Source organism: Thermomonospora cellulosilytica (assembly GCF_014138835.1).
Lineage (GTDB): Bacteria > Actinomycetota > Actinomycetes > Streptosporangiales > Streptosporangiaceae > Thermomonospora > Thermomonospora amylolytica.
The window spans coordinates 3,001,887-3,026,956 of record NZ_JACJII010000001.1 but is presented as its reverse complement, the minus strand read 5'-3'; the positions used below and the strand labels follow the sequence as shown (position 1 = coordinate 3,026,956).

General features: G+C 73.3%; 24 protein-coding genes, 1 tRNA gene and 1 riboswitch. Of the genes, 14 read left to right on the top strand and 11 right to left on the bottom strand.

The window, feature by feature from the left end; all coding sequences use genetic code 11:
* Nucleotides 1-143 precede the first annotated feature (143 nt).
* The gene (locus tag HNR21_RS35995; RefSeq protein ID WP_281402046.1) at nt 144-1,811 is read left to right on the top strand and encodes a serine/threonine-protein kinase; all 1,668 of its coding nucleotides are present in this window, start codon (nt 144-146) and stop codon (nt 1,809-1,811) included.
* Here the strand turns inward: HNR21_RS35995 and HNR21_RS14545 are convergent.
* The 3 genes from HNR21_RS14545 to HNR21_RS14535 form a co-directional block, all read right to left on the bottom strand.
* Nucleotides 1,784-2,749 (bottom strand): alpha/beta hydrolase, encoded by a 966-nt coding sequence (locus HNR21_RS14545; RefSeq protein ID WP_119727576.1) that lies wholly within the window; start codon nt 2,747-2,749, stop codon nt 1,784-1,786. The genes HNR21_RS35995 and HNR21_RS14545 overlap by 28 nt on opposite strands.
* 56 nt (nt 2,750-2,805) lie before the next feature.
* The gene (gene cobN, locus HNR21_RS14540; protein ID WP_182705639.1) at nt 2,806-6,510 is read right to left on the bottom strand and encodes a cobaltochelatase subunit CobN; all 3,705 of its coding nucleotides are present in this window, start codon (nt 6,508-6,510) and stop codon (nt 2,806-2,808) included.
* Between the two features lie 40 nt (nt 6,511-6,550).
* Nucleotides 6,551-6,721: riboswitch (cobalamin riboswitch) on the bottom strand.
* 77 nt (nt 6,722-6,798) lie between these two features.
* Nucleotides 6,799-6,954, bottom strand: a complete 156-nt coding sequence (locus tag HNR21_RS14535) for a hypothetical protein (RefSeq protein ID WP_182705638.1) — start codon at nt 6,952-6,954, stop codon at nt 6,799-6,801.
* 59 nt (nt 6,955-7,013) lie between these two features.
* Here HNR21_RS14535 and HNR21_RS14530 point away from each other — a divergent pair, with 59 nt between their 5' ends.
* Together HNR21_RS14530 and HNR21_RS14525 are read left to right on the top strand one after the other, a co-directional pair.
* Entirely contained in the window at nt 7,014-7,514 is a 501-nt protein-coding gene (locus HNR21_RS14530; RefSeq protein ID WP_182705637.1) for an SAM-dependent methyltransferase, read from the top strand.
* A gap of 166 nt (nt 7,515-7,680) precedes the next feature.
* A complete protein-coding gene (locus HNR21_RS14525) occupies nt 7,681-8,043 on the top strand; it encodes a cupin domain-containing protein (protein ID WP_119727574.1) in 363 nt (120 codons plus the stop codon).
* Nucleotides 8,044-8,192: 149 nt separating this feature from the next.
* Here HNR21_RS14525 and HNR21_RS14520 read toward each other — a convergent pair whose 3' ends face one another.
* The 5 genes from HNR21_RS14520 to HNR21_RS14500 all read right to left on the bottom strand — a co-directional run bounded on the left by HNR21_RS14520 (nt 8,193) and on the right by HNR21_RS14500 (nt 12,843).
* Complete coding sequence (locus tag HNR21_RS14520; protein WP_157995780.1) at nt 8,193-8,765, bottom strand: hypothetical protein; 573 nt, start codon at nt 8,763-8,765, stop codon at nt 8,193-8,195.
* A gap of 134 nt (nt 8,766-8,899) precedes the next feature.
* Complete coding sequence (locus HNR21_RS14515; protein ID WP_182705636.1) at nt 8,900-9,553, bottom strand: DUF1444 domain-containing protein; 654 nt, start codon at nt 9,551-9,553, stop codon at nt 8,900-8,902.
* Between the two features lie 62 nt (nt 9,554-9,615).
* Complete coding sequence (locus tag HNR21_RS14510) at nt 9,616-11,109, bottom strand: cobyric acid synthase (RefSeq protein WP_182705635.1); 1,494 nt, start codon at nt 11,107-11,109, stop codon at nt 9,616-9,618.
* Nucleotides 11,106-12,047 (bottom strand): cobalamin biosynthesis protein, encoded by a 942-nt coding sequence (locus HNR21_RS14505; RefSeq protein ID WP_182705634.1) that lies wholly within the window; start codon nt 12,045-12,047, stop codon nt 11,106-11,108. The genes HNR21_RS14510 and HNR21_RS14505 overlap by 4 nt, the downstream gene beginning before the upstream one ends.
* Nucleotides 12,031-12,843: a phosphotransferase gene (locus HNR21_RS14500; protein WP_312881030.1), complete on the bottom strand. Its 813-nt coding sequence runs from the start codon at nt 12,841-12,843 to the stop codon at nt 12,031-12,033. The genes HNR21_RS14505 and HNR21_RS14500 overlap by 17 nt, the downstream gene beginning before the upstream one ends.
* Nucleotides 12,844-12,974: 131 nt before the next feature.
* Between HNR21_RS14500 and HNR21_RS14495 the strand changes: the two genes are divergently transcribed.
* The 8 genes from HNR21_RS14495 to HNR21_RS34690 all read left to right on the top strand — a co-directional run bounded on the left by HNR21_RS14495 (nt 12,975) and on the right by HNR21_RS34690 (nt 19,002).
* Nucleotides 12,975-13,595: an MSMEG_1061 family FMN-dependent PPOX-type flavoprotein gene (locus HNR21_RS14495; RefSeq protein ID WP_182705632.1), complete on the top strand. Its 621-nt coding sequence runs from the start codon at nt 12,975-12,977 to the stop codon at nt 13,593-13,595.
* A 53-nt stretch (nt 13,596-13,648) separates the two neighbouring features.
* On the top strand, nt 13,649-14,659 hold the full coding sequence (locus HNR21_RS14490) for an iron-siderophore ABC transporter substrate-binding protein (protein WP_182705631.1): 1,011 nt from the start codon (nt 13,649-13,651) through the stop codon (nt 14,657-14,659).
* A 4-nt stretch (nt 14,660-14,663) separates the two neighbouring features.
* A complete protein-coding gene (locus HNR21_RS14485; RefSeq protein WP_182705630.1) occupies nt 14,664-15,698 on the top strand; it encodes a FecCD family ABC transporter permease in 1,035 nt (344 codons plus the stop codon).
* Nucleotides 15,695-16,735 carry a FecCD family ABC transporter permease gene (locus tag HNR21_RS14480; RefSeq protein WP_220500161.1) on the top strand — a complete coding sequence of 347 codons (1,041 nt, stop codon included), beginning with the start codon at nt 15,695-15,697 and terminating at the stop codon, nt 16,733-16,735. Before HNR21_RS14485 ends, HNR21_RS14480 begins: the two co-directional genes overlap by 4 nt.
* Nucleotides 16,735-17,574 carry an ABC transporter ATP-binding protein gene (locus tag HNR21_RS14475; RefSeq protein WP_182705629.1) on the top strand — a complete coding sequence of 280 codons (840 nt, stop codon included), beginning with the start codon at nt 16,735-16,737 and terminating at the stop codon, nt 17,572-17,574. Before HNR21_RS14480 ends, HNR21_RS14475 begins: the two co-directional genes overlap by 1 nt.
* Before the next feature lie 230 nt (nt 17,575-17,804).
* Nucleotides 17,805-18,107 (top strand): DUF6247 family protein, encoded by a 303-nt coding sequence (locus HNR21_RS14470; protein WP_182705628.1) that lies wholly within the window; start codon nt 17,805-17,807, stop codon nt 18,105-18,107.
* The gene (locus HNR21_RS14465; RefSeq protein ID WP_182705627.1) at nt 18,104-18,346 is read left to right on the top strand and encodes a type II toxin-antitoxin system RelE family toxin; all 243 of its coding nucleotides are present in this window, start codon (nt 18,104-18,106) and stop codon (nt 18,344-18,346) included. The genes HNR21_RS14470 and HNR21_RS14465 overlap by 4 nt, the downstream gene beginning before the upstream one ends.
* Nucleotides 18,347-18,576: 230 nt before the next feature.
* The gene (locus HNR21_RS34690) at nt 18,577-19,002 is read left to right on the top strand and encodes a hypothetical protein (RefSeq protein ID WP_220500160.1); all 426 of its coding nucleotides are present in this window, start codon (nt 18,577-18,579) and stop codon (nt 19,000-19,002) included.
* Between the two features lie 559 nt (nt 19,003-19,561).
* Here HNR21_RS34690 and HNR21_RS14455 read toward each other — a convergent pair.
* A tRNA-Arg gene (locus HNR21_RS14455) sits at nt 19,562-19,635 on the bottom strand.
* A gap of 375 nt (nt 19,636-20,010) precedes the next feature.
* Between HNR21_RS14455 and HNR21_RS14450 the strand changes: the two genes are divergently transcribed.
* Nucleotides 20,011-21,150, top strand: a complete 1,140-nt coding sequence (locus tag HNR21_RS14450) for an SDR family oxidoreductase (protein WP_182705626.1) — start codon at nt 20,011-20,013, stop codon at nt 21,148-21,150.
* A 126-nt stretch (nt 21,151-21,276) separates the two neighbouring features.
* Complete coding sequence (gene qcrB / locus HNR21_RS14445) at nt 21,277-22,914, top strand: cytochrome bc1 complex cytochrome b subunit (RefSeq protein WP_182705625.1); 1,638 nt, start codon at nt 21,277-21,279, stop codon at nt 22,912-22,914.
* 169 nt (nt 22,915-23,083) lie between these two features.
* On the opposite strand, the gene HNR21_RS36370 is transcribed toward qcrB, so the two are convergent.
* Nucleotides 23,084-24,259, bottom strand: coding sequence for a zinc-dependent alcohol dehydrogenase (locus HNR21_RS36370; protein WP_182705624.1), 1,176 nt, complete (start codon nt 24,257-24,259; stop codon nt 23,084-23,086).
* Entirely contained in the window at nt 24,256-24,708 is a 453-nt protein-coding gene (locus HNR21_RS14435; RefSeq protein WP_119727563.1) for a hypothetical protein, read from the bottom strand. The genes HNR21_RS36370 and HNR21_RS14435 overlap by 4 nt, the downstream gene beginning before the upstream one ends.
* A 121-nt stretch (nt 24,709-24,829) precedes the next feature.
* On the opposite strand from HNR21_RS14435, the gene HNR21_RS14430 reads away from it, so the two are divergent.
* Nucleotides 24,830-25,063 (top strand): hypothetical protein, encoded by a 234-nt coding sequence (locus HNR21_RS14430; protein WP_182705623.1) that lies wholly within the window; start codon nt 24,830-24,832, stop codon nt 25,061-25,063.
* Nucleotides 25,064-25,070: the final 7 nt, after the last annotated feature.

The window sequence follows — 25,070 nt, the reverse complement described above, 5'->3', positions numbered from 1 at the left end:
TCGATCACACGATTTCGTCCTTACGCAGACGTGGCGTCCGTTCCGACGGTTCCCGGGCCGCCGGAACGCCGGAGTTCGGGCGATCCACCGGAAATCTCACCGCTAAGGTGGCCCTCGCCAGGCAACCGACCCCCAGGACGACGATGACCCCGATCGGTGACCCGCTCCACCCGGACGACCCCCGTGAACTGGGCCCGTACCGCCTGCAGGCGCGGCTGGGCCGCGGCGGCATGGGCACGGTGCTGCTCGGCGCGGACCCGGCCGGACGCCGGGTGGCGGTCAAGGTGATCAACCGCGAGCTGGCCGGGGAGCCGGCGTTCCGGGAACGGTTCCGCCGCGAGGTGACCGCCGCCCGGCAGGTCCGCCGGTTCTGCACCGCGCCGGTGCTGGACGCCGAACTGGACCGCGACCCGCTGTACGTGGTCACCGAGTACATCGAGGGACCCAGCCTGGAGCGCGCGGTGGCCGAGCGCGGCCCGCTGCCCGGCTCGGACCTGGAGGGCCTGGCGGTGGGGGTGGCGACCGCGCTGGCGGCCATCCACGGCGCCGGGATCGTGCACCGCGACCTCAAGCCCGCCAACGTGCTGCTGTCGGCCACCGGCCCGCGGGTGATCGACTTCGGCATCGCCCGGGCGCTGGACGCCGCCGACGGGCCCACCCGCACCGGCCAGTTCGTCGGCACCCCCAGCTACCTGCCGCCGGAACTGCTGCGCGGCGAGCCGGTCACCCCGGCCTCGGACGTGTTCTCCTGGGGCTGCGTGATCGTGTACGCGGGCACCGGGCGGACCCCGTTCGGCGGCAGCACGGTCCCGGAGATCCTCTACAAGGTCGCGCACTCCGAGCCCCGGCTGGACGGGCTGGACCCGGCCCTGCGGGACCTGGTGGCCGCCGCGCTCGACAAGGACCCGCGCAAGCGGCCCACCGTCCAGGACCTGCTGGCCCGGCTGGTCGGCCAGGAACGGCCCGACCCGGCGCGCCTGGCCGAGACCCTGCAGGCCTCCTGGCACGGCCCGGCCGCTCACGGCATGCACCCGCAGACCGCCGCCCACGGCGCGCATCCCCGGACCGCTCCCCACGGGGCGATGCCGACCCGGGCCGACGACGTTCCGCCGCGGCCCCGGCGGCGCGGGCCGCTGCTGGGGGCGGTGGCCGCGGTCACCGCGCTGGCGGTCGCCGCGGGAACGGTCGCCTGGTTCGCGCTGCGGTCCGGCGAGCAGGAGGCTCCGGCGGTGAGCTCGCTGGACAAGGTGCTGCTCAACGACAACTTCAACGACCCGCAGTCCGGGTGGGAGCCCGGCGTGTTCAACGACCGCTACAAGGACGGCCACTACACGCTGCCGGTCACCAGCATCGTCGACGCCTCGGCCTGGTCACGGACGCCGGTGAAGGAGACGCTGCCCAAGTCGATCGTCACCGACGTCAAGGTCCGCGTCGACTCCGAGGGCGGCAACGCCGAGGGCGGGGTCTACTGCGGTCGCGACGACCTGTGGTACGAGCTGCTGCTGCGGCGCGACGGCACCGCCCGCGTCCGCAAGGTCACCAAGGAACGCGGCCTGGAGCTGGGCTCGCCCGCCAAGACCACGATCGACCCCAAGGCGTTCAACCGGGTCACGGCGCGCTGCGCCCAGGGCGAGGGCGAGATGACGCTGACGCTGTGGGTGAACGGCAGGCGGCTGGTCGAGGTCACCGACCGCGACCGGCCGCCGCTGCCGGTGGACCAGGTCGGGCTGGTCGCCAACCGGCTGTCCACCAAGGAGCCCGGCCTGACGGCGGTCTTCGACGACTACACGCTGGGCGGCTCGGGCAGGTAGCCGCGGATCCACCGGTCCAGCTCGGTGAACACCTGGTCGCGGGCCTCCTTGTTGGACAGCACCAGGTCGTGGACGCCGTCCTTGATCCGCACCAGCGTCACGTGCGGGCCCAGCTTGGGCGCCCAGCGGACGATGTGGTCCACGTCCAGCACCACGTCGGCGACCGACACCGCCTCCGCCGCGGCCCTGCCCCGGGCGCTGCGGGTGGAGGCCATCACCAGCACCGGCACGTCGATCTCCAGGCCGGCGTGCACCCGGGCGTGCGCCCGCCGGATCGCCGCCAGCCAGGCCGCCCGCACCGGGAACCCGAACATCGGCTTCCACTCCAGGTCGAACTCCCACTCGCCGTCGTGGTCGCGGTGCAGGCTGCGGACGTAGATGCCGGCCGGGGGCGCGGGCAGCTTGGCCTTGGGCCAGCGGGCGCGCAGCGTCCTGGAGAACACGTCGCCCGCGATCCGGACCGGCGCGGGGATGTTCATGTCGAAGAACGGGCTGTTGAGGAACAGGCCCTGCACCAGCCCCCTGCCCCTGACCCGGTCGGCCCACAGCGAGGTGGTCAGCCCGCCGGTCGAGTGGGCGTTGACCAGCAGCACGTCGTGCCCGTCCTCCTCGCGGATGATCCGCACCGCCTCGTCGATCTCGGCGAAGTACTCGCTGATGCTGTGGATGAAGTTGGGCGTCTGGTGGGGCAGCAGGGACCGGCCGTACTTGCGCAGGTCCAGCGCGTAGAAGTCGAACCCGCGTTCCACGTAGAAGTCGGCCAGGTGCTTCTGGAAGAAGTAGTCCACGAAGCCGTGCACGTACAGCACCGCCCGCCGGCAGGGGTCGGTGGCCCGCCGCCGCACCAGCGTGGCGACGACCTCCCCCTCGGAGTCCTCCCCCATCGGCAGCACGATCGCCTCGTACTCCGGTCCGAGCACGTCCACCGAAACGTCCATGGCCTCTCCTTTTGCGCGCGTTCCGCCAAGATTAGGGGCAAGGGGCCGGCGGGGCATCAGTCGCCGGATTCCAGGTCCCCCTCGAGTTCCAGATATGTGGCGCGGAGACGGTCCAGGACGTCCGGATCCGGGTCGGCCCACAGCCCGCGGTCGGCGGCCTCCAGGAGGCGTTCGGTGATGCCGCGCAGCGCCCACGGGTTGGACCGGTTCATGAACTCGCGGTTCTCGGGGTCGAAGACGTATTCCTCGGCGAGGGTCTCGTACATCCAGTCGTCCACGACCCCGGCGGTGGCGTCGTACCCGAACAGGTAGTCCACGGTGGCGGCCAGCTCGAACGCGCCCTTGTAGCCGTGGCGGCGCATCGCGGCGATCCAGCGGGGGTTGACGACGCGGGCACGGAACACCCGGTGCGTCTCCTCCGCCAGGGTGCGGGTCTTCACCTGGTCGGGAACGGCCGAGTCGCCCACATAGGCGGCCGGGCTGGCGCCGGTGAGGGCGCGGACCATGGCGACCATGCCGCCGTGGTACTGGAAGTAGTCGTCGGAGTCGACGATGTCGTGCTCGCGGGTGTCGGCGTTCTTGGCGGCCACCGAGATCCGCCGGAACGCGGCCTCCATGTCGCCGCGGGCCTCCCGCCCGTCCAGGCCGCGGCCGTAGGCGTAGCCGCCCCACACCGCGTACACCTCGGCCAGGTCGCGGTCGTCGCGCCAGTTGCGGGCGTCGATCAGCGGCAGCAGGCCCGCCCCGTACGCGCCGGGCTTGGAGCCGAAGATCCGCGTGGTGGCGCGCCGCCAGTCGCCGTGGGCCCGGCGGTCCTGGAGGGCGTGGGCGCGCAGGTAGTTGCTCTCGGCGGGCTCGTCCAGCTCGGCGACCGCCCGGATCGCGTCGTCGATCAGCCCGATGACGTGGGGGAACGCGTCGCGGAAGAAGCCGGAGATGCGCAGCGTCACATCGATCCGCGGCCGTCCCAGCTCCTCCAGCGGAACGATCTCGAAGCCGGTGACACGGCGGGAGGCGTCGTCCCACACCGGACGGCAGCCGATCAGCGCCAGCACCTCGGCGATGTCGTCGCCCTGGGTGCGCATGGCGCTGGTGCCCCAGACGGTGAGGCCGACGCTGGAGGGGTACTCGCCGGTGTCGTCCAGATGCCGCCTGATCAGGGAGTCGGCGAGGGCGACGCCGACGTCCCAGGCGTTGCGGGACGGGATGGCCTTGGGGTCCACGGAGTAGAAGTTGCGGCCGGTCGGCAGGACGTTGACCAGCCCGCGGGTGGGCGACCCGGACGGGCCGGCGGGGACGTGGCCGCCGTCCAGGGCGTGCAGCACGGCGTCGATCTCGTCGCGGGTCGCGGCCAGCCGGGGCACCAGTTCCTCGGCGGCGAACGCCAGCAGGGGCTCCATGGCCGCGCCGCCGCCGTCGAGGACCGAGCCGCAGACCTCCCCGAGGGCGGAGGCGTCCCAGCCGTGCCGTTCCATGGCCTCGACCAGCTCGCGGGCCAGGTCCTCCAGGATGTCGACCACGTCGGAGGCGGTGCGCGGCGGCTCGGACCGGCGGGCGGCCAGCCGCCGCGGAACGGGGATCGCCCCGGGCGGCGCGGTCTCGGCGCCTCCCTCGACGTGCACCCTGCGGCCGGGCTCGGCGAGGAGTTCCTTCTCGTCCACCCCGTAGGTGCGGGCGATCGCGGCGCGCAGGCCGGGGAACGCGCCCTTCGTGCCGCCCCAGACCTGGGTGGCGCGCAGGATCGCCAGGAGCAGGTTGACGCGGGCCTCGCCCTCGGGGGCCTGGCCGAGGATGTGCAGGCCGTCGCGGATCTGCACGTCCTTGATCTCGCACAGGTAGCCGTCGACGTGCAGCAGGAAGTCGTCGAACTCGTCCTCGCCCGGCATCTCCTCCTGGTGCAGGTCGTGGTGGAGCTGCGCGGCCTGGATCAGCGTCCAGATCTGCGCCCGCACCGCCGGGAGCTTGGCCGGGTCCAGCGCCTGCACGGTGGCGTACTCGTCGAGGAGCTGCTCGAGCCTGGCCAGGTCGCCGTAGGTGTCGGCGCGGGCCATCGGCGGCACCAGGTGATCCACGACGGTGGCGTGGCCGCGCCGCTTGGCCTGGGTGCCCTCGCCGGGGTCGTTCACGATGAACGGGTAGATCATCGGCAGGTCGCCCAGCACCGCGTCGGGGGCGCAGGACGCCGACAGGCCCAGGCCCTTGCCGGGCAGCCATTCCAGCGTGCCGTGCTTGCCGAGGTGGATGACCGCGTCCGCGCCGAACGACTCCTCCAGCCAGCGGTAGGCGGCCAGGTAGTGGTGGGACGGCGGCAGGTCGGGGTCGTGGTAGATCGCGATCGGGTTCTCCCCGAAGCCGCGGGGCGGCTGGATCATCAGCACCACGTTCCCGAACCGCAGCGCGGCCAGCACGATGTCCTCGCCGTCCACGTACAGCTCGCCGGGCGGCTCGCCCCAGTGCTCGCGGATCCGCTCGCGCAGGTCGTCGGGCAGTGCGGCGAACCACTTGGCGTACGTCTCGAGCGGGACGCGGGCGGCGGCGTTGCGGAGCTGCTCCTCGGTCAGCCACTCCACGTCGTGGCCGCCGGCGGCGATCAGCGCGTGGATGAGGGCGTCGCCGCTGCCGGGGTCCTGCCAGAGGGTGTGGTCCTCGCCGAGGTCGTAGCCGGTCTCGGCCATGCGGCGCAGCAGCCGTACCGCCGAGGTGGGGGTGTCGAGGCCGACCGCGTTGCCGACCCGGGAGTGCTTGGTCGGGTACGAGGACAGGACGATGCCGACGCGGCGCTGCGTGGCGGGCTTGTGGCGGAGCCGGGCGTACCGGACGGCGATCCCGGCGACGCGGGCGGCGCGCTCGGGGTCGGCCCGGTAGGTGGGGACGCCGTCGGGGCCCTCCTCCTTGAACGAGAACGGCACCGAGATCAGCCGCCCGTCGAACTCGGGGATCGCCACCTGCATCGCCGCGTCCATCGGCGACAGCGCCGCGTCGGACTCCTCCCAGGCCGCCCGGGAGGTCGTCAGGCACAGCCCCTGGATCACCGGCACGTCCAGCGCGGCCAGCGCCCCGGCGTCCCAGGCGTCCTCGTCGCCCCCGGCACTGGCCATGGACGCCACCGACCCGCCGGCCGCCAGCACGGTCGCGACGAGGGCGTCGGCCCTGCCCAGCAGTTCCAGCAGTCCCTCGTCGGCGCCGCGCAGCGACCCGCAGAAGACCGGCAGCGCGTTGGCGCCCCTGCGCTCGATGGCGTCGCACAGGGCGTCCACGAACGCGGTGTTGCCCGACAGCTCGTGCGCCCGGTAGAAGACCACGCCCACCGTGGGCCTGCCCTCGCGCCAGGGCCGTTCCCCGTGCACCCCGTACGCGGGCATCCTGACCGGCGGCTCGAAGCCCTCGCCGGTCAGCAGCACCGTGTCCGACAGGAAGCGGGCCAGTTCCCGCAGGTTGGCGACGCCGCCCTCGCGCAGGTAGTCGAGCGCCTCCGCCGCGACCCCGGCCGGAACGGTCGACAACGCCATCAGCTCGGCGTCCGGGTCCGCCTCACCGCCCAGCAGGACGAGCGGCAGCCCGGTGGCCCGCAGCGCCTCGACGCCCTCCGGCCAGGTCTTGCGCCCGCCCAGGAGCCGGACCACCACCACGTCCACGTCCCGGGTGAGGCCCGGCAGGTCGCCGGGGTCCAGCCGGGCCGGGTTGGCGGTCACGTATCCCGCCTGCGCCTCCCGCGCGGCGAGCAGTTCGGTGTCGGCCGTGGACAGCAGCAGTACACGCATCGGGCGCCTCCCCCGGGGTCTCCGCGCCCCGGCTCGCAGCGAAGCGGACACGACGACGGGCAGTCTCCTGGCTCCCGGATCACCGGGCCCTCCCCGGCCTTCCAGCCTCGCGGCCGTGGCCATCGTCGAGGAGGCCCCTCCCCGGTCACAGTTGCGGGACAGCCCCGGATTCGCACCGGGTTCCTGCCCTGCCGTCGCCCGGCAGTCTACGGCCCGCCCCTCCGGACGGCGGGCACGGGTGATCACCACGCGACGGGCCGGCCTTCGTCATGGGGGCCGCCGGACGCGTCAGCCGGGATGGCGGGTGGCCTCGTCCAGCGGCGTCGGGGCGGATTCGGCGATCGCCTGTGCCGTCGGCGGCACCTCCTGAGCGGCCACCAGGTCCTCCAGTGGGGTGCGCGGCGGCAGCGTCCGCCAGCGGTCGTCTCGCCGATCATCGCTCATGCGCCCATCATGCCCGGCCGGTCCCGATTTCTGTCACCCCCGGCCCGTACAGTGCGGGCATGACGGTGCCCGAACGGCTGGCGTGGGCCGTGGACGTGCTGGACGTGCGGCCCGGCGACCGGCTGCTGGAGATCGGCTGCGGGCGCGGGGTGGCCGCGGCGCTGGTGTGCGAACGGCTGGACGACGGCCATCTGACCGCGATCGACCGTTCGGCGACGGCGATCGAGGCGGCCCGGCGGCGGAACGCCGAGCACGTCGCGGCGGGCCGGGCCTCGTTCGAGCAGGTCAGTCTGGAGGAGGCGGACCTGGCCGGCCGCCGCTTCGACAAGATCTTCGCCGTCAACGTCAACCACTTCTGGGTCCGCGACCCGTCCCGCGAACTGGAACGGCTCCGCCGGGCCCTGTCACCCGGCGGCGCGCTCCACCTCTTCTACGACCCGCCCTCGGACGCCAAGGCCGCCGAGGTCGCCGCCGGGATCGGCGCCGCCCTGACCCGCTGCGGCCTCACCCCGGCCGTCCTCCGGCGGGACCGCCTGCTGTGCGTCACGGCCCGCCCGTGACGCCCCGGCGGGGCTGAGCCCGCCCACGCGGACGGCGGGGGTTCGGTAGGGGGCGTCGGCGCTGGGGAAGCGCCGAACCCGCCCGCGCGGGCGGCGGGCACGCCGTGTCCTTGACGGTGCCCTGGAACGGTGCAAGCGTGAAATTCCGGACGGAAGGGGGACCGTCATGATCGAAGTGAAGACCCTCGACAAGCCCGACGAGCGCCGGGACTTCCCACGGGGGCATCTGGAACTGGTCCAGCTCACCGGCCTGGTCTTCGGGATGGCCACATTCGAGCCCGGCTGGCGCTGGTCGGAGTCGGTCAAGCCGATCGCGGGCACCGACCTGTGCGAGTTCCACCACAACCTCTACTGCGTTCAGGGCCGGATGCGGGTCCGCATGAAGGACGGCAGCGAGCAGGAGATCGGAGCCGGCGACATCGCCGTCGTCCCGCCCGGCCACGACGCCTGGGTGCTCGGCGACGAGGCCTGCGTGATGTACGACTTCTCCGGAGGCATCGACGACTACGCCAAGGCCAGGACCACCTGACACCCGTCCACCCGGCGACCCCGCCGAGGCGGGGCCGCCGCCTCGTCCGCCCGCACACCGTCTCCGCACCAGTGGGCGCCCCACGAAGGCCGTTGCGCGCAGGTCGGCGGTGCCCGTTCCGGGCCGGTGAGCGACCCGCTCGGACGGGGTCAGGGGTCGAGGCGGCGGAGGATGGGGGTGAGCAGGTCGTTCAGTTCCCTGACCATGACGATGACGGCGTCGTGGGCGGCCTGCTCGACGTCGGCGTGGGGGCCTTCGGGGGCGGCGGGGAGGTGGTCGAGGGGGACGGGGGCGTCGATCAGGAGGGTGGGGCGCAGGTGGGGGCTTTTGCTGACGTCCTCGTCGGAGGGGTGGAGGAACTGGCCGAAGGTCCGGGGCCAGCCCCGCCAGCCGCGGTCGTGCCACCACTCGCGGGAGGCGGTGAGCTCGGCGGGGGGCGGGGAGGCCAGCATGACGTGGGCGGTGAGGCTGCCGTCCCAGGTGTTGCGGGAGCAGTCGGTGTACAGGATGCGGCGGTGCCAGCGGACGTAGCCGGGGGTCAGGGACGGCGTGGTGGCCAGCCGCCAGGCGGTGGACGCGAACGTGACGGGGGCGATGTCGCCCCAGCTGTCGGCGAAGAGGGAGATGTTGCGGCGGACGTGCTCGCCGTAGCGGCTGATGCCGAGGTCGGAACGCTCCCGGTCGTAGTCGTGGTCGATCCAGAACGCCTCGTGCCCGCCCAACCCGTCCTCCCGGCGCTTCGCGACAAGACAACCTGCCTCAGCCAGTCTCCGCGAAGCCCCGCCCGTTTCCGCCGGATTCCGTTCTCAGCGGAACGACCGGGAGGGTCAGCGGCGGGCCCGTACCGTAACACCGGTCATGCGACGATCTCCCATGAATTTCCGCGGCGCACCAGCAGTTCCCGGGTGAGCAGCAGCGACGCCCGGCCGGGCACCGGCCCGCCCGGCGGCAGCCCCGCGATCCGCTCCCCCTCGGGCGGCAGGTAGCGCTCGTCGGCCCAGATCTGGTCGACCACCCAGCGGAGCTTGTCGATCCCGTCCGGATGCCCGGTGCCGGTCGCCACGAACAGGTCGCGGGCGGGCAGCGCCACCACCAGGTCGCCGTCGACGTCCTGGCCCAGCTTCTCCACGAACCCGTCGTCGAGGACGAGCGCGGCCTCCAGGTCGCCGCCCGCGCTCACCGACACCGCCCGCGCGTCCGGATACCAGGTGAACGACACCTCGGGGCGGCGCACCCGCAGGTTGGCCACCGCGCGTTCGCGCAGCTCGGCGGGCTCCACCCCGAGCCGGGCGCAGTGCCGGGGGGCGAGCCGCTCCAGCTCCCCCTCGGGCCGGTCGAACGCGTACCCCACCAGCAGGTCGCCGGTGAACGGCTCGGCGATCGGCAGTTCGCCGTCCGGCAGCGGGAACTCCAGCTGCATCCGCACCGGAACGCGCGCCCGCATCACCGGAACGATCTGGGCGAGCGCCTCCGCCCGGGGCGGGACGGCGCTGTGCCGGGACTGCCTCATGCACGACCCTCCTGCGGCTCTGGCTTGTAAAACGGATCACCCTACCGGCTTTCGCGGGCCGCTCACGGGCCGCCCGGGGGCACCACCGGCAGGCCGGCGGGGGCGCCGCGCTCGATCAGCCGCCACAGCGCGGCGGTGTCGAGATGCCGCTCGACCAGGTCGCCGAGCGCGTCCAGCCGGGCCTCGCGCAGCGCGCCGAAGGACACGTCCGGGGCGGGCGTGAAGTCACGTCCGGCCACGTCGGCGACCTCCCGCAGGAACGCCCGGCGGAAACCGTCGTTCTCCAGCGCGCCGTGCCAGGTGGTGCCCCACACGCTACCGACCCGGCAGCCGTCCAGGAACGGACGCGCGCCGTCGCGGACGGTGGCGACGCCGTGATGGATCTCATAGGCCGACACCGGGTGACCGTAGGCGGTGCCGGTGGGCCGCCCGAGGGTCTTGCCGGGGGCGAACTCCACCCGCACCGGGAGCAGGCCCAGGCCGTCGACCCGGCCCGCGCCGGACTCGACCTCGTCGACGATCTCCTCGGCGAGCATCTGGTAGCCGCCGCAGACGCCCAGGACGGGGGCTCCGCGGTGCGCGCGGCGGACGATCTCGTCGGCGATGCCCCTCGCCCGGAGCCAGGCCAGGTCGGAGACGGTGGCGCGGGAACCGGGGAGCACGACCAGGTCGGCGTCGGCCAGCTCGCCGGGGGTGGTGGCGTACCGGATCGCGACGCCGGGCTCGCAGGCGAGGGCGTCGATGTCGGTGAAGTTGGAGATCCTCGGCAGCCGCACGACGGCGACGCGCAGGGTCTCGGCGCCGTGCGGGGTTCCCGCGTCCGGGGGCGGGGCGTTCAGGCTGAGGCTGTCCTCGGCGTCGATCTGGGCGCCGTCCAGCCAGGGCAGCACGCCGTAGGTGGGGCGGCCGGTCAGGTTCTCGAGCTGGCGCAGACCCGGCTCCAGCAGGTCCATCGCGCCCCGGAACTTGTTGATGACGAACCCGGCGACGAGGGCCTGGTCGGCGGGTTCCAGCAGGGCGACCGTTCCGTAGAGGGCGGCGAACACCCCGCCGCGGTCGATGTCGCCGACCACCAGCACCGGCAGCCCGGCGGCCCGCGCCAGGCCCATGTTGGCGATGTCGCCGTCGCGCAGGTTGATCTCGGCGGGGCTGCCGGCGCCCTCGCAGATCACCACGTCGTACTGGTCGCGGAGGATCCGCAGGCTCTCCAGGGCGACGTCGCGCAGCCGCTGCTTGTGGTCGCGGTACTCCAGGGCGTCCACGTCGGCGACCGGCCTGCCGAGCAGCACGACCTGGCTGCGGCGGTCGCTGCCGGGTTTGAGCAGCACCGGGTTCATGTGGGCGGTGGGCTCGATCCGGGCCGCCTGCGCCTGCATCGCCTGGGCGCGGCCGATCTCCGCGCCGTCGGCGGTGACCATCGAGTTCAGCGACATGTTCTGGGCCTTGAACGGGGCCACCCGCACGCCCTGGCGGACCAGCCAGCGGCACAGCCCGGCGGTCAGCACGCTCTTGCCCGCGTCCGAGGTCGTTCCGGCGACCAGCAGCGCACCGTTCAACGTCGTCTCCAGCGCGTCAGGGCGGCCGCCGCGCAGACGGCCGCGGCGGCGAGGCCGACCGCCCGGGACAGGCGGACGGCACGGCGGATGTCCTCGGTCTCCGGCGGGGCGCCGTCGCCCAGCTCCGGGCGGTGCTCGGTCCTGCCGCCGTAGACGTTGACGCCGCCGAGGCGGACGCCGAGCGCTCCGGCGAACGCGGCCTCGCAGCGTCCGGCGTTGGGGCTGGGGTGGGCGGCGCCGTCCCTGCGCATGGTGGCGTACGCGTCGCGCGGGCCGCCCCCGGCGAGGGGCGCGCAGGCCACGGTGAGGACGGCGGTGAGGCGGGCGGGCGCCCAGTTGGCCAGGTCGTCCAGGCGCGCGGAGGCCCAGCCGAAGTTCCCGTACCGGTCGTTGCGGTAGCCGACCATCGCGTCGAGGGTGTTGACGGCCCGGTAGGCCAGCAGCCCCGGCACTCCCGCCACCGCGCCCCACACGAGGGGGGCGACGACGGCGTCGGAGGTGTTCTCGGCGACGGACTCCACGGTGGCGCGGGCCAGGTCCGCGGCCTTCAGCCCGGCGGGGTCGCGGGCGCACAGGTGGGGCAGGCGGGCGCGGGCGGCGTCGATGTCGTCCGCCTCCAGCGCCGTCGCCATGGCGTTCCCCTCCCGGCCGAGGGACGTACCGCCCAGAACGGCCCAGGTGGCGACGGCGGTGAGGGCCGTTCTCGCCGAGGGGGTGCGGGCCAGGCGTTCGGCCGCGACACCGGTGGCCGCGGCGGCCCCCACCAGGAGGGCGGTGTAGGCGATGCCGCGCCGCCTGGAGTCCGCGTACATGCGGCGTTCCAGCGCGCTCGCCGCCCTGCCGAACGCCGCGACGGGGTGGCCGCGCCGAGGGTCCGCGAAGACCGCGTCCAGCGCGACACCGGCCAGCAGCCCCAGCGCCCTAGACGAGCCGGGCATCCAGCGCGTCCCAGTTGAGGTCCAGCCAGTCCTGCGCCCGGCGGATCCTGCCCCCGACGCCGTCCCGCCACATCCGCGCCCAGCCGCCGCCCAGATGCTCGGCGCGCGCCCGCATCGACTCATGCGAACGCTCGAACCGCAGCCGGGCCACCGCCAGCACCCGGCGACGCTGGTCGTGCGGCAGCCCGTAGGCGTCGCAGAACCGCCGGATCCGCCGCCCCACCGCGTCGGCGTCCAGCCTGCGGAAGACCGGCTCCCGATCCGCCGGGTCCGCCATGGGCGCCCACGTGCGCAGCGTGTTGACCACGTCGAACAACCGCGTCGTGGGCCGCGCCAGATCGAAGTCGATCAGCCCGTACGGCACCCCGTCCCGGAAGATCACGTTGTCGGGCGTCACGTCGCAGTGCCCGATCAGCTCCGGCGGGTCGTCCACGTTCGTGGTGAACGCCGTGTCCCAGGGCGCGTCCGCCGGGGCCTCGTACAAGCTGACCGCGTCGTGGAACCCCCGCAACAGCCGCGCCACCCCGACCAGCGCGTCGTCGGTCGCCGCATACTCCGGCAGGGGCCGCCCCGGAGCCTCCCCTTCCAGGTATGTGAGCACCTCACGCCCCTGCTCGTCGATCCCCAGGAACCGGGGAGCCCCCGCGAACCCCACCAGCTCCAGATGCCGCAGCAACCCGTGCACGGCGGAACTGTGCGCCCGCAACGGCCGCCGCACCGTCTCCCCCACCCGCACGACGCCCTCGGTGACGTCCCCGCCCCCGAGCACGACCTCCCGCCCCTGCTCCACAGTCACGGACCACAAAGATAGGCCGCCCCGTGCCCTCCGCATGCCACCCGGAGCCCCGACCTCCCTTGGATGAGCGGCCTTAGGCGAGGCTAACCTAAGCTGATCTTGTCTCCCGGATTTGCAGGAGTGCCTGGGGTATGGCTGGCGAGTCGCTGTCCGACTACGAGCACGACGCCGTCGACTCGGTCGAACGGCTCAGGGAAGTCTACGGTGAGCCGAACCGGCTGGTCATCGACAAGGTCGCCGATCGCCTCGACGCGACGACGGCGCGCTTCGTGGCCGCCTCGTCCCTGGTCATCGTGGGCAGCCAGGGGGCCGACGGCCGGCTGGACGTGTCCCCCCGCGGCGGTCCGCCCGGCTTCGTGCGGGTGCTCGGGGAGCGGCTGCTGGCGATGCCCGACGCCAAGGGCAACCGGCGTCTCGACACGCTGCGCAACGTCGCCGAGACCGGCCGCGTCGGGATGCTGTTCCTCGTCCCGGGCCGCCCGGACACGATCCGGGTCAACGGCCGGGCCCTGATCAGCATGCGGCCCGAACTGCTGGAGCGGATGCCGACGGAGGGCGGCAGGCCGAACGCCGTGCTGCTGGTCGAACCACGGGAGGTGTTCATGCACTGCCCCCGTGCGCTGAACTTCTCCGGCGCCTGGAAGCCGGAGGAATGGCTCGCTCCCGGCGCGGCGCCGTCGGGCGGGGAGATGCTGGCCGCCCGGATGGCGGAGCTGGGACGGGACCTGACCGCGGCGCACGCCGAGCCGTGAGTTAGGTTAGCCTTGCCTAAGTTTCGCTGATCTTCGGGTGAATTGGAGGGCGCATGCGCTTTGCCCTGCCCAGGAGGCTGCGCGGCCTGCTGGCCGCGTCGCTCGTGGTGACCGCGCTGACGACCGGGTGCGCCGCGGAGGACGTCCCGGGCGCCGCCGGGGGTTCCGGCGGGGGCGGTGATGGAACGTTCCCAGTAACGCTTCGGACCGAGTTCGGCGACGTCACCATCCCCAAGCGGCCGCAGCGCGTGGTGGCGCTCGGCTGGAGCGACGCCGAGACCGCCCTCGCGCTGGGCGTCGAGCCGGTGGGGGCGGCCGACTGGCTGGGGGTGGGCGGCGACGGGCTCGGGCCCTGGGTGAACGCCGAGTACACCAGGCCCCCGGCCATGCTCGGCACCCTCGAGGTGAACATGGAGGCCGTCGCCGGGCTGCGGCCCGACCTGATCCTGGACACCCGCTCCGACGGCACCCGGGAACGCTACGAGCGGCTCAGCGAACTCGGCGTTCCCGTCGTCGGGATCCCGCCGGGCGCCAAGGCGTACCTGACCCCGTGGGAGAAGCAGCTCGAACTGGTCGGCAAGGCGCTCGGCAGGAGCGCCGAGGCCGACCGGCTGCGCTCCGACCTGGAGGCCAGGTTCGCCCAGGTCCGCAAGGAGCACCCGGAGTTCGCCGGCAAGCACGTCGTGGCGGGCGTGCGCAGCGCCGACTCCTACGCCGCCTACGTCGACGGCGACGGACGCGTGGAGTTCCTCAAGAGGCTGGGCTTCGTCAACTCGCCGAAGATCCAGCGCCTGGCCGCCAAGGACCAGTTCACCGTCACCGTCTCCAACGAGCGGATGGACCTGCTGGACGGCGACCTGACCCTGATGTTCCTGATCGGGCGCAGCCCCGAGGAGGTCACCGGCGACCCGCTCTACCAGGCCGTCCCCTCGGTCAGGGCCGGGCGTTCGGTGCTGCTGTCGGACAAGGCGGTCAGCGACGCCCTCTCCAGCGCCTCGGTTCCCGGGATGACCTACGCGCTGGACAAGGTCGTCCCGCAGTTCGCCGAGGCCCTGGCCGAGTGAGCCCGTGAGCACGACCGGTCTGCCCGTCACGGCGGCGTCCGGCGGCGCGCTCCGGTCCGCGGGCCTGGCCGCACTGGGCGTCGCGGTCGCCGTGACCGCGGCGCTCAGCATCGCCGTCGGCGCCAAGCAGCTGCCGCCGTCCACGGTGCTGGACGCGCTGCTCCACCTCGACCGCGGCGACCCCGACCACCTGATCGTGGTGGAGCTGCGCGTTCCGCGCACCCTGATCGGCCTGCTGGCCGGGGCCGCGCTCGGCCTGGCCGGAGCGATGGTGCAGGGGCTCACCCGCAACCCGCTCGCCGACCCCGGGATCCTCGGCGTGAACGCGGGCGCGGCGCTGGCGGTCGTGCTGGCGATCAGCGTGCTGGGCGTCGGCGACCTGTCCGGGTACGTGTGGTTCGGGTTCGCGGGCGCGGCGGCGGCCGTGGTGCTGGTGTACGGCATCGGCTCGCTCGGCCGGGACGGCGCCACCCCGCTGAAGATCACGCTGGCCGGCGCGGCGCTGACCGCCGCGCTCGGCTCGTTCACCACCGCCGTCCTGCTGACCGACACCATGTCGTTCGACCAGTTCCGGTTCTGGCAGGTCGGCGGGCTGGCCGGGCGGGACGCCGCGGTCGTGGCACAGGCCGCGCCGTTCCTGGCCGTCGCGATGGTGCTGGCGCTGTGCTGCGGGCGCGTGCTCAACGCGCTGGCCCTGGGCGACGACATGGCCCGGGCCTGGGGCCGGAACGTGGCGGTGAGCCGGGCGGTCTGCGGGCTGGCGATCGTGCTGCTGTCGGGCGGGGCGACCGCGCTGGCGGGTCCGATCGCCTTCGTCGGGCTGGCGGTGCCGCACCTGGCCCGGTTCGTCACCGGCCCCGACCACCGCTGGCTGCTGCCGTACTCGATGCTGCTGGGCCCGCTGCTGCTGCTCGCGGCCGACATCGCCGGACGGGTGGTGGCGCGGCCGGGCGAGATCCAGGCCGGCATCGTCACCGCGGTGATCGGCGCGCCGGTCCTCGTGGCGCTGGCGCGCCGGCGGAAGGCGGCGGCATCGTGATCACCGCACCGGAGGCCGCCGTACGGACCGTCGCCCGCACCCGCGGCCGCGGCGCCGCCCGGGTGCGGGCGGTGAGCGCCGTGCTGGCGCTGGCCGCGCTGGCGATGTTCGGCCTGAGCCTGTGCGTCGGCGACTACCCGATCCCGCCCGGCGAGCTGATCGCCTCGCTGACCGCGCGGGGCACCCCGGCGGTCGACTACGTGGTGCACCGGCTGCGGCTGCCCCGGGCCGAGCTGGCGGTGCTGGTCGGCGCCGCGTTCGGGCTGGCCGGCGCGATCTTCCAGCAGGTGGTGCGCAACCCGCTGGCCAGCCCGGACGTGATCGGGGTGACCTCGGGCGCGAGCGCCGGCGCGATCGCGCTGATCGTCCTGGCGGGCGCGTCCGGCCCGCTGCTGCCGGTGGGCGCGCTGGCCGGCGCGCTGCTGACGGCCGCGTCGATCTACCTGCTGGCGTGGCGGCGCGGGGTGACCGGCCACCGGCTGGCGCTGGTCGGCATCGGCGTCGCCGCGGGCCTGAACGGCGTCGTGTCGTTCCTGCTGACCAGGACGGACGTCAAGGTCGCGGCCGAGGGGCTGCTGTGGCTGACCGGCAGCCTGTACGGGCGGGCCGACCACGTGGCCCCGCTCGCGGCCGCGATGGCCGTGCTGGTCCCGGCGGCGTTCCTGCTCGGCCGTTCGCTGCGCGCGCTGCAGCTCGGCGACGACCCGGCGCGCGGCCTGGGAGTGGACGCCGAACGCCGGCGGCGGGCGCTGCTGCTCGTCGGGGTCGCGCTGACCGGGGTGGCCACGGCCGCCGCCGGGCCGATCGCGTTCGTGGCGTTCGTGTCGGGCCCGATCGCCGCCCGGCTGACCCGCGGCGGCGGCCCGGGACTGCTGCCCGCCGCCCTGGTCGGCGTCCTGGTCACCCTGACGGCCGACTTCGCCGCGCAGCACCTGATCCCCGGCACCCGGCTGACGGTCGGCGTCGTCACCGGCGCCGTGGGCGCCCCCTACCTGCTCTGGCTGCTGGCCGTCGCCGACCGCGGAGGACATCGCTGATGAACGAGACCACCCTGCACACCGAGGGGCTCCGGCTCGGGTACGGGTCCCGGACGGTGGTGGACGGCGTGTCGGTGCGGATCCCGCCCGGCCGGATCACGATGGTCGTCGGCCCGAACGCCTGCGGCAAGTCCACGTTCCTGCGCGGGCTGGCCAGGCTGCTGGGTCCGGCGGCCGGAACCGTCTACCTGGACGGCAGGGACATCCACGCCATGCCGAGCCGGCAGGTCGCCACCCGGCTCGGCATCCTGCCGCAGAGCCCGGTCGCGCCCGAGGGCATCACGGTCGTCGACCTCGTCGGCCGGGGCCGCCACCCGCACCAGGGCTGGTTCCGGCACTGGACGCCGGCCGACGACGAGGCGGTCGCCGCGGCGCTGACCGCGACCGGAACGCTGGAACTGGCCGGGCGGCCGGTCAACGAGCTGTCGGGCGGCCAGCGCCAGCGCGTATGGATCGCGATGGCCCTCGCCCAGCGCACCGGGATCCTGCTCCTGGACGAGCCCACCACCTACCTCGACGTCGGCCACCAGATCGAGGTGCTGGACCTGCTGGCCGACCTGAACGCGGCCGAGGGCACCACCGTGGTGGCCGTGCTGCACGACCTCAACCTGGCCTGCCGCTACGGAGACCACCTGATCGCGATGAAGGACGGCCGGGTGGTCGCCGAGGGCCCGCCCGCGGAGGTGGTCAGCGAGCAACTGGTGACCGAACTGTTCGCCATGCCGTGCCGCGTGATCGACGACCCGGTGTCGGGCACCCCCCTCGTCGTGCCGATGGGCCGCCACCACGTCCTGGAGGAGAACGGCACGCCCGCCTCCGCACCGTCCGGCCTGCGATGACCGTTCACCACCGGGCATCCGCCAGCAAGATCATTCCGTACATGTCCCGGATCTTGGTCAAGCCGTCGATGCGATGCGCCGTCCCTGGGCGGTTCCCGGCCCGAGGCGGTACCCGGATCGTAGACTCTGCCTTGGGTGTACCTGACCATGGCTGACCACACCTGACCATGGCTGACGACAGGTGCGCCGACACGTTCCGCCATGTATCGATGCGTCCGAGGAGAGGGACCATGACGGCCGAGCCGATCGACCACGGCCCGCCGAACCCTGAGGACATCCTGCGGCGCCTGCCGGCGGACGAGCGAGACCGGTTCCTGCGGGAGTACCACAGCGCCTTGGACGCGGCCCACGAGCTGTGGCGCTTCCGGCAACTCCAGGACGTGTTGCGGCTGTGGCACCTGCGTGCCGTCGCGTACGCCCAGCCCGACTTCGCCGACCGCGCCGAGCAGGCCCGCACCGGCGACCCCGCCGCCTTCGTACCGGCGGCCGAAGCGATCCCCGGCTGGCCCGACCGCCCGGACGACTCCCGTTGAGCTACCGCGTCGAGCTGCACGCGACGGCACTGGCCCAGATCAAGGGCCTCCCTCCAGAAGCCTTCGACGCCCTGGTGACCACCCTCGCCGACGCGGCCACCACCCCGTGGGACACGATGGCCATGCGCCCGAACGAACCCGAGTACCGTCAAGCCATCTTCGGCGCCTTCGGCCTGGTCTCCTACGTGGACGAGCCCGCCGAGGTCCTCCGAGTCTTCGACATCACCTGGACCGGCTGAGCCTCCGATGCCCTGATCAATTGCCGCCCGTTCGGCCCGACCGCCTTGTCCGACAGCACGATCCGGAGCACTCGTCCGCCGTACACTGCCCGCTCGCAGCGCTGTTCGATCTTGGCTGAGGCGGGTGTACGCGGTCTATGTGGCATCTCATGTGGGCTCCTCTGGACGAGGCGGAGCGCCTTCGGTGGACTTTCACCCCGTTCGTGAGCGTGGGACCGCTGCGGTTCGGGATGAGCCCTGTCGAGGTCTCGGCGGCGCTCGGCGTTGACCGTCCGACCGTGTCGACGCCTGGTCGCCATGACGATTTCTTTGACGTGGGGGTGAGGACCTACTACGGGGACTCCAGGCAATTGATGTGCGTTGCGGTCGACGCACTCCGTGGTCCGCAGGTCCTGCTGGATGGCCTGCCGTTGGTGGGACGGGCACCGTCCGAGCTGGCGGATCAGTTCGAGGATTACGTGAACTCGCAGGGCGCGCGGGTGTGCATCTCGCTGGAAGGCGATCCAGGGTGGGACGACATCGGGCTCCAGTTGCGCGCGCAGCGGGCCGGGGACTTCCTTCTCACCCGGCCGGTCTTCGCCGCCCGCGAGTGGTCCCACCGCATCGGAGACAGCTCAGAGGGTCCTCTTCCCCAAGAGGAGTGGGCGGTGCGCTGACGCGTTCCACCCGCGCCACCGTCCACACCGGTCCGGAGCGCTCGGCCACCTGAGCCGCGAGAGCTGTGACAGACAGAACCACGCGGACGAGCGCTCCGGCCTGCCAGGGGCTCGGGGCAGCGTGCCCCCGAGCAGCGCTCGCCATGCCACTGCCCAAGCCCTGACTCCGGCGGAGCTGGCCGGCTACATCGTCATGCGTGCACGCGGGTCCTCGCCCGAGGAGGCGTTGGCGGTACTGGTGGCCAGGAGCCGGGCCCGACTGCCCGATCCGCATCGAAGATCCCAGCCGCGGCGGGTCGTGATCATCGCCTCCCGGAGGGAACCCGATCCCCCGCACGGGCGACCCCGGCGGACGCGCCCCACCCTCAAGGCCGATGCGCAACCCGTTCGCCCCGGCCTAATTCGACTGCGCCAAGGCACGCTGGTGCCAGACGATGACCGGCCGTCAAGCCAAGCGCATCGGCCGCCCGAGCCACGCCCAGCGGACGGCGAATGACACGGGAGCACCCCTTGGAGAAGGAAAAAGCCAGTTCAGAGGGCTTTTGGCTGGGGAAGGGAGCGCGCCCGGCAGGATTCGAACCTGCGACCGTCGGATTAGAAGTCCGGTGCTCTGTCCAGCTGAGCTACGGGCGCTTGCACTCACCTTGCTTGGCCGGTGGCCGTGGGCCGTGGCTTTGCGTCGGCCGGCCTGGCGGCCGGGTGCCGCCCCACAGTGTAGGGGTGGGGGCTTCGGGGCTCCAGCCGTAAAGGGTGTGGGGTTTCGGGGGGAAGCAGGGGCGGGGGTCCGAGTCGCCGGGTGTGAGGTGGATTACTCGGCCGTGGGCGGGGTGGGAGCGTCTTACGGGCGGTCGCCTCGCCGTGACCGTTCGTACGGAATGCCTGTTCGGGCTGTCTCGAGCCGGTCGGCGGCGTGGTCTGACGGCTTGCGGCGGGTGGGCGAGGACTGAGCCGGGAGGGCCGGGGTACGCACCGAAGCTCCGTAGTCCGACGACGAAGGGGTGAAGGCGCGTGAAGGTCAAGGGCAAGGTCGTCGTCATCACCGGGGCGTCCAGCGGGATCGGGCGGGCCACCGCGCTCGCGTTCGCGGAGCGCAAGGCGAACGTCGTGGCGGCGGCCCGCGGCCGGCCGGCGCTGGACTCGGTGGTGGCCGAGTGCGCGGAACGCGGGGGCGCCGGGCTGGCGGTGCCGGTCGACGTGACGGACGCCAAGGCCGTCGACGAGCTGGCGCGGCGGGCCGTGGAGCGGTTCGGGCGGATCGACGTGTGGGTGAACTGCGCGGCGGTCAGCGTGTACGGGGAGTTCACCGAGGTGCCGCTGGAGGACTTCCGGCGGGTGCTGGACGTGAACGTGATGGGGTACGTGCACGGGGTCCGGGCGGCGCTGCCGTACATGCGCCGGCAGGGCAAGGGCGTCATCGTGAACGTGGCGTCGATCGCCGGGGTCGTCACCCAGCCGTACGCGCATCCGTACGCGATGTCGAAGTTCGCGGTCCGGGCGATGAGCGCGAGCCTGCGGCAGGAGCTGGCGCTCCGGGGCGAACGGGGCGTCAAGGTCTGCGCGGTGCTGCCCGCGACGATCGACACGCCGTTCTTCCAGCACGCGGGCAACTACACCGGGCGGCGGGTGCGGGCGATGCCGCCGGTCTACACCCCCGAACGGGTGGCCCGCACGATCGTCGACCTGGTGCGGCTGCCGCGCCGGGAGGTCGTGGTCGGGCCGCTGGGACGCGGGATGGTGCTGCAGTCCAGGATCGCCCCGGCGCTGGTCGAGCGGATGATGGCCGGCCAGATGGACCGCAGCCACCTGTCCCGCAAGGAGCGGGCGGAGGACACCTCCGGCATCCTGTACGAGCCGCCCGCGGGCACCGGGACGGTCACCGGCGGCTGGCACGGCCGGCGCAAGACGGCGGTACGGCGCGGCGCGGCGATGGCGGCACTGGCCGCGGGCGGGGCGTGGCGGCTGCTGCGCGGCTCCCCGGCGGGCGCCGCCGGGCCGGCCAAGGCCACCAGGGCCACCAGGGCCGCCAAGGCGGCCAAGGCGGCCAAGGCGGCCGGGGTGGTCAGGACCGGAGGTCGCAGGCCGGTCCGGTCCGCGACCCCAAGGATCACCCCTCCCAGGGCAAAGAGAACCCTGGTGAAACTGCCGTAGTGCCCCATTAGGCCAAATAGCCCCGGCTTGGGCGCAAGGACCGCGGACCAGGGGGTAGCACTCGAGGCACCGCGGCGGCCCGGCCGGGGCGCCGCCGCGCGTTCCCAGCGCGGGAGGTGGGCCGAGGTGACGAATCCGCAGCGGCCGGGGCAGGCTCCCGGGGCGCTCCGGGCCACCGGACGCGCCGTCGACGACCGGTTCGGCGGCGGCGGGTTCGGGGCCAAGGCGCTCAAGAAGGCGTTCCCCGACCACTGGAGCTTCCTGCTCGGTGAGATCGCGATGTACTGCTTCGTCATCGTGCTGCTCACCGGGGTGTTCCTGACGTTCTTCTTCAAGCCGAGCGCCACCCCGGTCATCTACGACGGCTCGTACACCAAGCTGAACGGCGTGGAGATGTCGGAGGCGTACGCCTCGACGCTGCACATCTCGTTCGACATCCGGGGCGGGCTGCTGGTGCGGCAGATCCACCACTGGTCCACGGTGATCTTCCTGGCCGCGATCCTGATCCACATGCTGCGGAACTTCTTCACCGGAGCGTTCCGCAAGCCCCGCGAGCTCAACTGGGTGATCGGGGTCGTGCTGTTCATGCTGGTGCTGCTGAACGGGCTGTTCGGCTACTCGCTGCCGGACGACCTGCTGTCGGGCACCGGGCTGCGGATCCTGCACGGGGTGCTGCTGTCGATCCCGGTGGTGGGCACGTACCTGGCGATGTTCCTGTTCGGCGGGGAGTATCCGGGCGAGGAGATCATCCCGCGGCTGTTCACCATCCACGTGCTGCTGATCCCGGGGATCCTGCTGGCGCTGCTGCCGCTGCACGCGGTGATCCTGACCTGGCGGCAGACGCACACCACGTTCCCCGGCCGCGGCGCCAGCGAACGGAACCAGAAGGGATACCCGTTCTTCCCGGTGTTCATCGGCAAGACCACCGCGTACCTGTTCTGGGTGGTCGGGGTCTGCACGCTGCTGGCGACGTTCGCGCAGATCAACCCGGTGTGGCTGTACGGGCCCTACGATCCGGGGGCGATCAGCGCGGGCTCGCAGCCGGACTGGTACATGGGCTTCCTGGAGGGCTCGCTGCGGCTGATGCCGGCCTGGGAGATCGTGCTGTGGGGGCACAACATCACGCTCAGCGTGATCATCCCGGCGCTGGTGGTGCCGGGGGCGCTGTTCGGCGGGCTGATGCTGTATCCGTGGATCGAACGCTGGGTGACCGGCGACAGGAGCGCCCACCACCTGCTGGACCGGCCGCGCGACGTGCCGGTGCGCACCTCGATCGGCGTCGCCGGGATCGTGTTCTACGGGGTGCTGTGGCTGGCCGGGGCCAACGACATCATCGCCAAGACCTTCAACGTCCCGCTGTTCGGCACCACCTGGTTCTTCCGGTTCGCGGTCATCCTGGGGCCGATCATCGGCTACATCGTCGCCTACCGCTGGTGCCTGGGGCTGCAGCGGCGGGACCGGCACCTGCTGGAGCACGGCCTGGAGACCGGGATCATCCGGATGGCCCCCGAGGGCGGGTTCTCCGAGATGGAGGTGCCGCTGTCGAGGGAGGCGGCCTCCCCGCTCACCGACGAGCGGCGGCCCGCCGCGATCCCGCTGGAACGGCCGCGAGGCGACGGCGCCCGCGCCCCGAAGGCCCCCGGCCGGCTCCGCCTGGCCCTCAACCGCCGCTTCCTGCGCGACCTGCGCGAGCCGGTCGCCCCGCACCCGGACGGCGAACGCGCGGCCGAACGCCCGGCCGTCGAGCAGCGCGGGGAGCGCTGACCCGCACACGGCCACACGGGTGAGCCCTCCTCCCCGTGTGGCCGGGGCGTGGCGATCTGCAGAGCACGGGGGGCGTCGGCCGTGGCCGGGGCGTGGGCGGCCCCGTGCGACGCGGCGCTCGGGCCGTCCCGCCCGGACGGCGGGATTTCCGGCCCGTCAGGCGGCCGGGTCAGGCGGCCGGGCGGAAGACGGCTCGGACGCAGCCGTCCTTCTTGTGTTTGAACATGTCGTAGCCGCGCGGGGCCTGGTCCAGGGGCATCTCGTGGGTGGCCAGGTGGCGGGTGCTCAGCTCGCCCTTGGCGATGCGTTCCAGCAGCATAGGGATGTACCGCTGGCCGTGCTGCTGGGCGGCCCGCAGCGTCAGGCCCTTGTTCATCACCGCGCCCAGCGGGAACTTGTCGACGACCCCGCCGAACACGCCGAGGACGAACACCGACCCGCCCTTGCGGCAGGCGTGGATCGCCTCGCGGACGGCGGTGGGCCGGTCGGTCTGCATCCGCATCTGCTGCTTGACCTGGTCGTAGGCGTACTCGATGCCGGTGCTGTGCGCCTCCATGCCGACCGCCTCGATGCACACGTCCGGGCCGCGCCCGCCGGTGCGTTCGCGCAGTTCGGCGCCCACGTCGGTGGTGGTGTAGTCGATGGTCTCCGAACCGACGTGCTCGCGGGTCATGGCCAGCCGTTCGGGGAAGCGGTCGATGGAGATGACCCGTTCGGCGCCCAGCAGCATCGCGGCGCGGGCCGCCATCTGGCCCACCGCGCCGCAGCCCCACACCGCCACCACGTCGCCGGGCCCGACCCCGCCGAGGTGGGCGCCCATCCAGCCGGTGGGCGCGGCGTCGGAGGCGAACAGGGCGCTGAGGTCGTCGACCCCGTCGGGCACCGTGAACGCCCCGTAGTCGGCGAACGGCACCCGGACGTACTCGGCGTGGCTGCCCCGGAAGCCGCCCATCGCGTGGGAGTAGCCGTACACCGCGCCCGTCTCGTAGCCCCAGGCGGCCTGGCCGAAGCCGGGGTTGGTGTTGGAGTTGTCGCACAGCGACCACAGGTCGTTGGCGCAGTACCAGCAGCGTCCGCAGCCGATGAACGAGCAGACCACCACCCGGTCGCCGACCTCGTGCCGGCGCACGCCGGGCCCGACCTCGACGATCTCGCCGAGGAACTCGTGGCCGATCACGTCGCCAGCGCGCATCGCGGGGATGTAGCCGCCGAGCAGGTGCAGATCCGAGCCGCAGGTGGTGCTGGCGATGACCCTGACGACGGCGTCCTGGTCGTTCTCGATCCTGGGCTCGGGGACGTCCTCGACGGAGAGCCTGTTGACGCCCTCCCAGCACACCGCCTTCACAGCCGTCCCTCCCCTCCGGCCCGCCGGGTGGCCAGTTCCAGCAGCCTGCCGCCCGGCGTGGAACGGGTGGTGGGCGGTGTGTCGGGGCGCAGCACCTCGCCGGTCTCCAGGATCGACTTGGCGTCCCGCAGGGCGCGCCGCAGCGCCTCGCGGGGGCTTTGGCCGCCGACGCGCCCGGTGGAGGTCAGCCCGTTGCGGGGCCGGACGGCCAGTTCGGTGCCGCGTCCGCCGGGGGCGGTGTCGATCCGCATCTCGACGGAGTCGCGCAACCCGGCCAGCGGCTCGGGCAGCCGGCCCGACACCTCTTCGGGCGGGCGGTTCACGGTGACCACCAGCCACCGGCCCGCCTCCTCCTGCGGGGGTCTGCCGGTGGCGCGGTTCATCAGCCGCCGCACGATCCCCATGGCGACGCCCGCGCTCAGCGCGGCGAGGGCAACCGAACGCCTCATGTCTCTCCTCCGCGGGTCGCCGGAACGACGGGCGTGGTCATCCCCGCCGTACCGCCGTGAAACCTCCCGTTCACCGGGAAGGGAGCGAAGCGTCCGGAATCGACGTCCAGGAGGGACGACCATGACGATCACCGTGGACCACGTGCGGGAGCTGCTGGGCTCCGACTCCCCCGACGCCACCCTGGTCCTGGTGGGCGGCCGCCCGAAGGTCACCACCACCCCCGCCGCGGAGAACGGCCTCGTGGTGGCCAGCCGCGCCGACCTGTGGAAGGACCGCGACACCCCGCCCGGCGACGAGGACCTGCGGCGCCTCGCCGAGATCCTGAACACCACCGTCTCCGAACTCGGCGGCTGACCCCGGC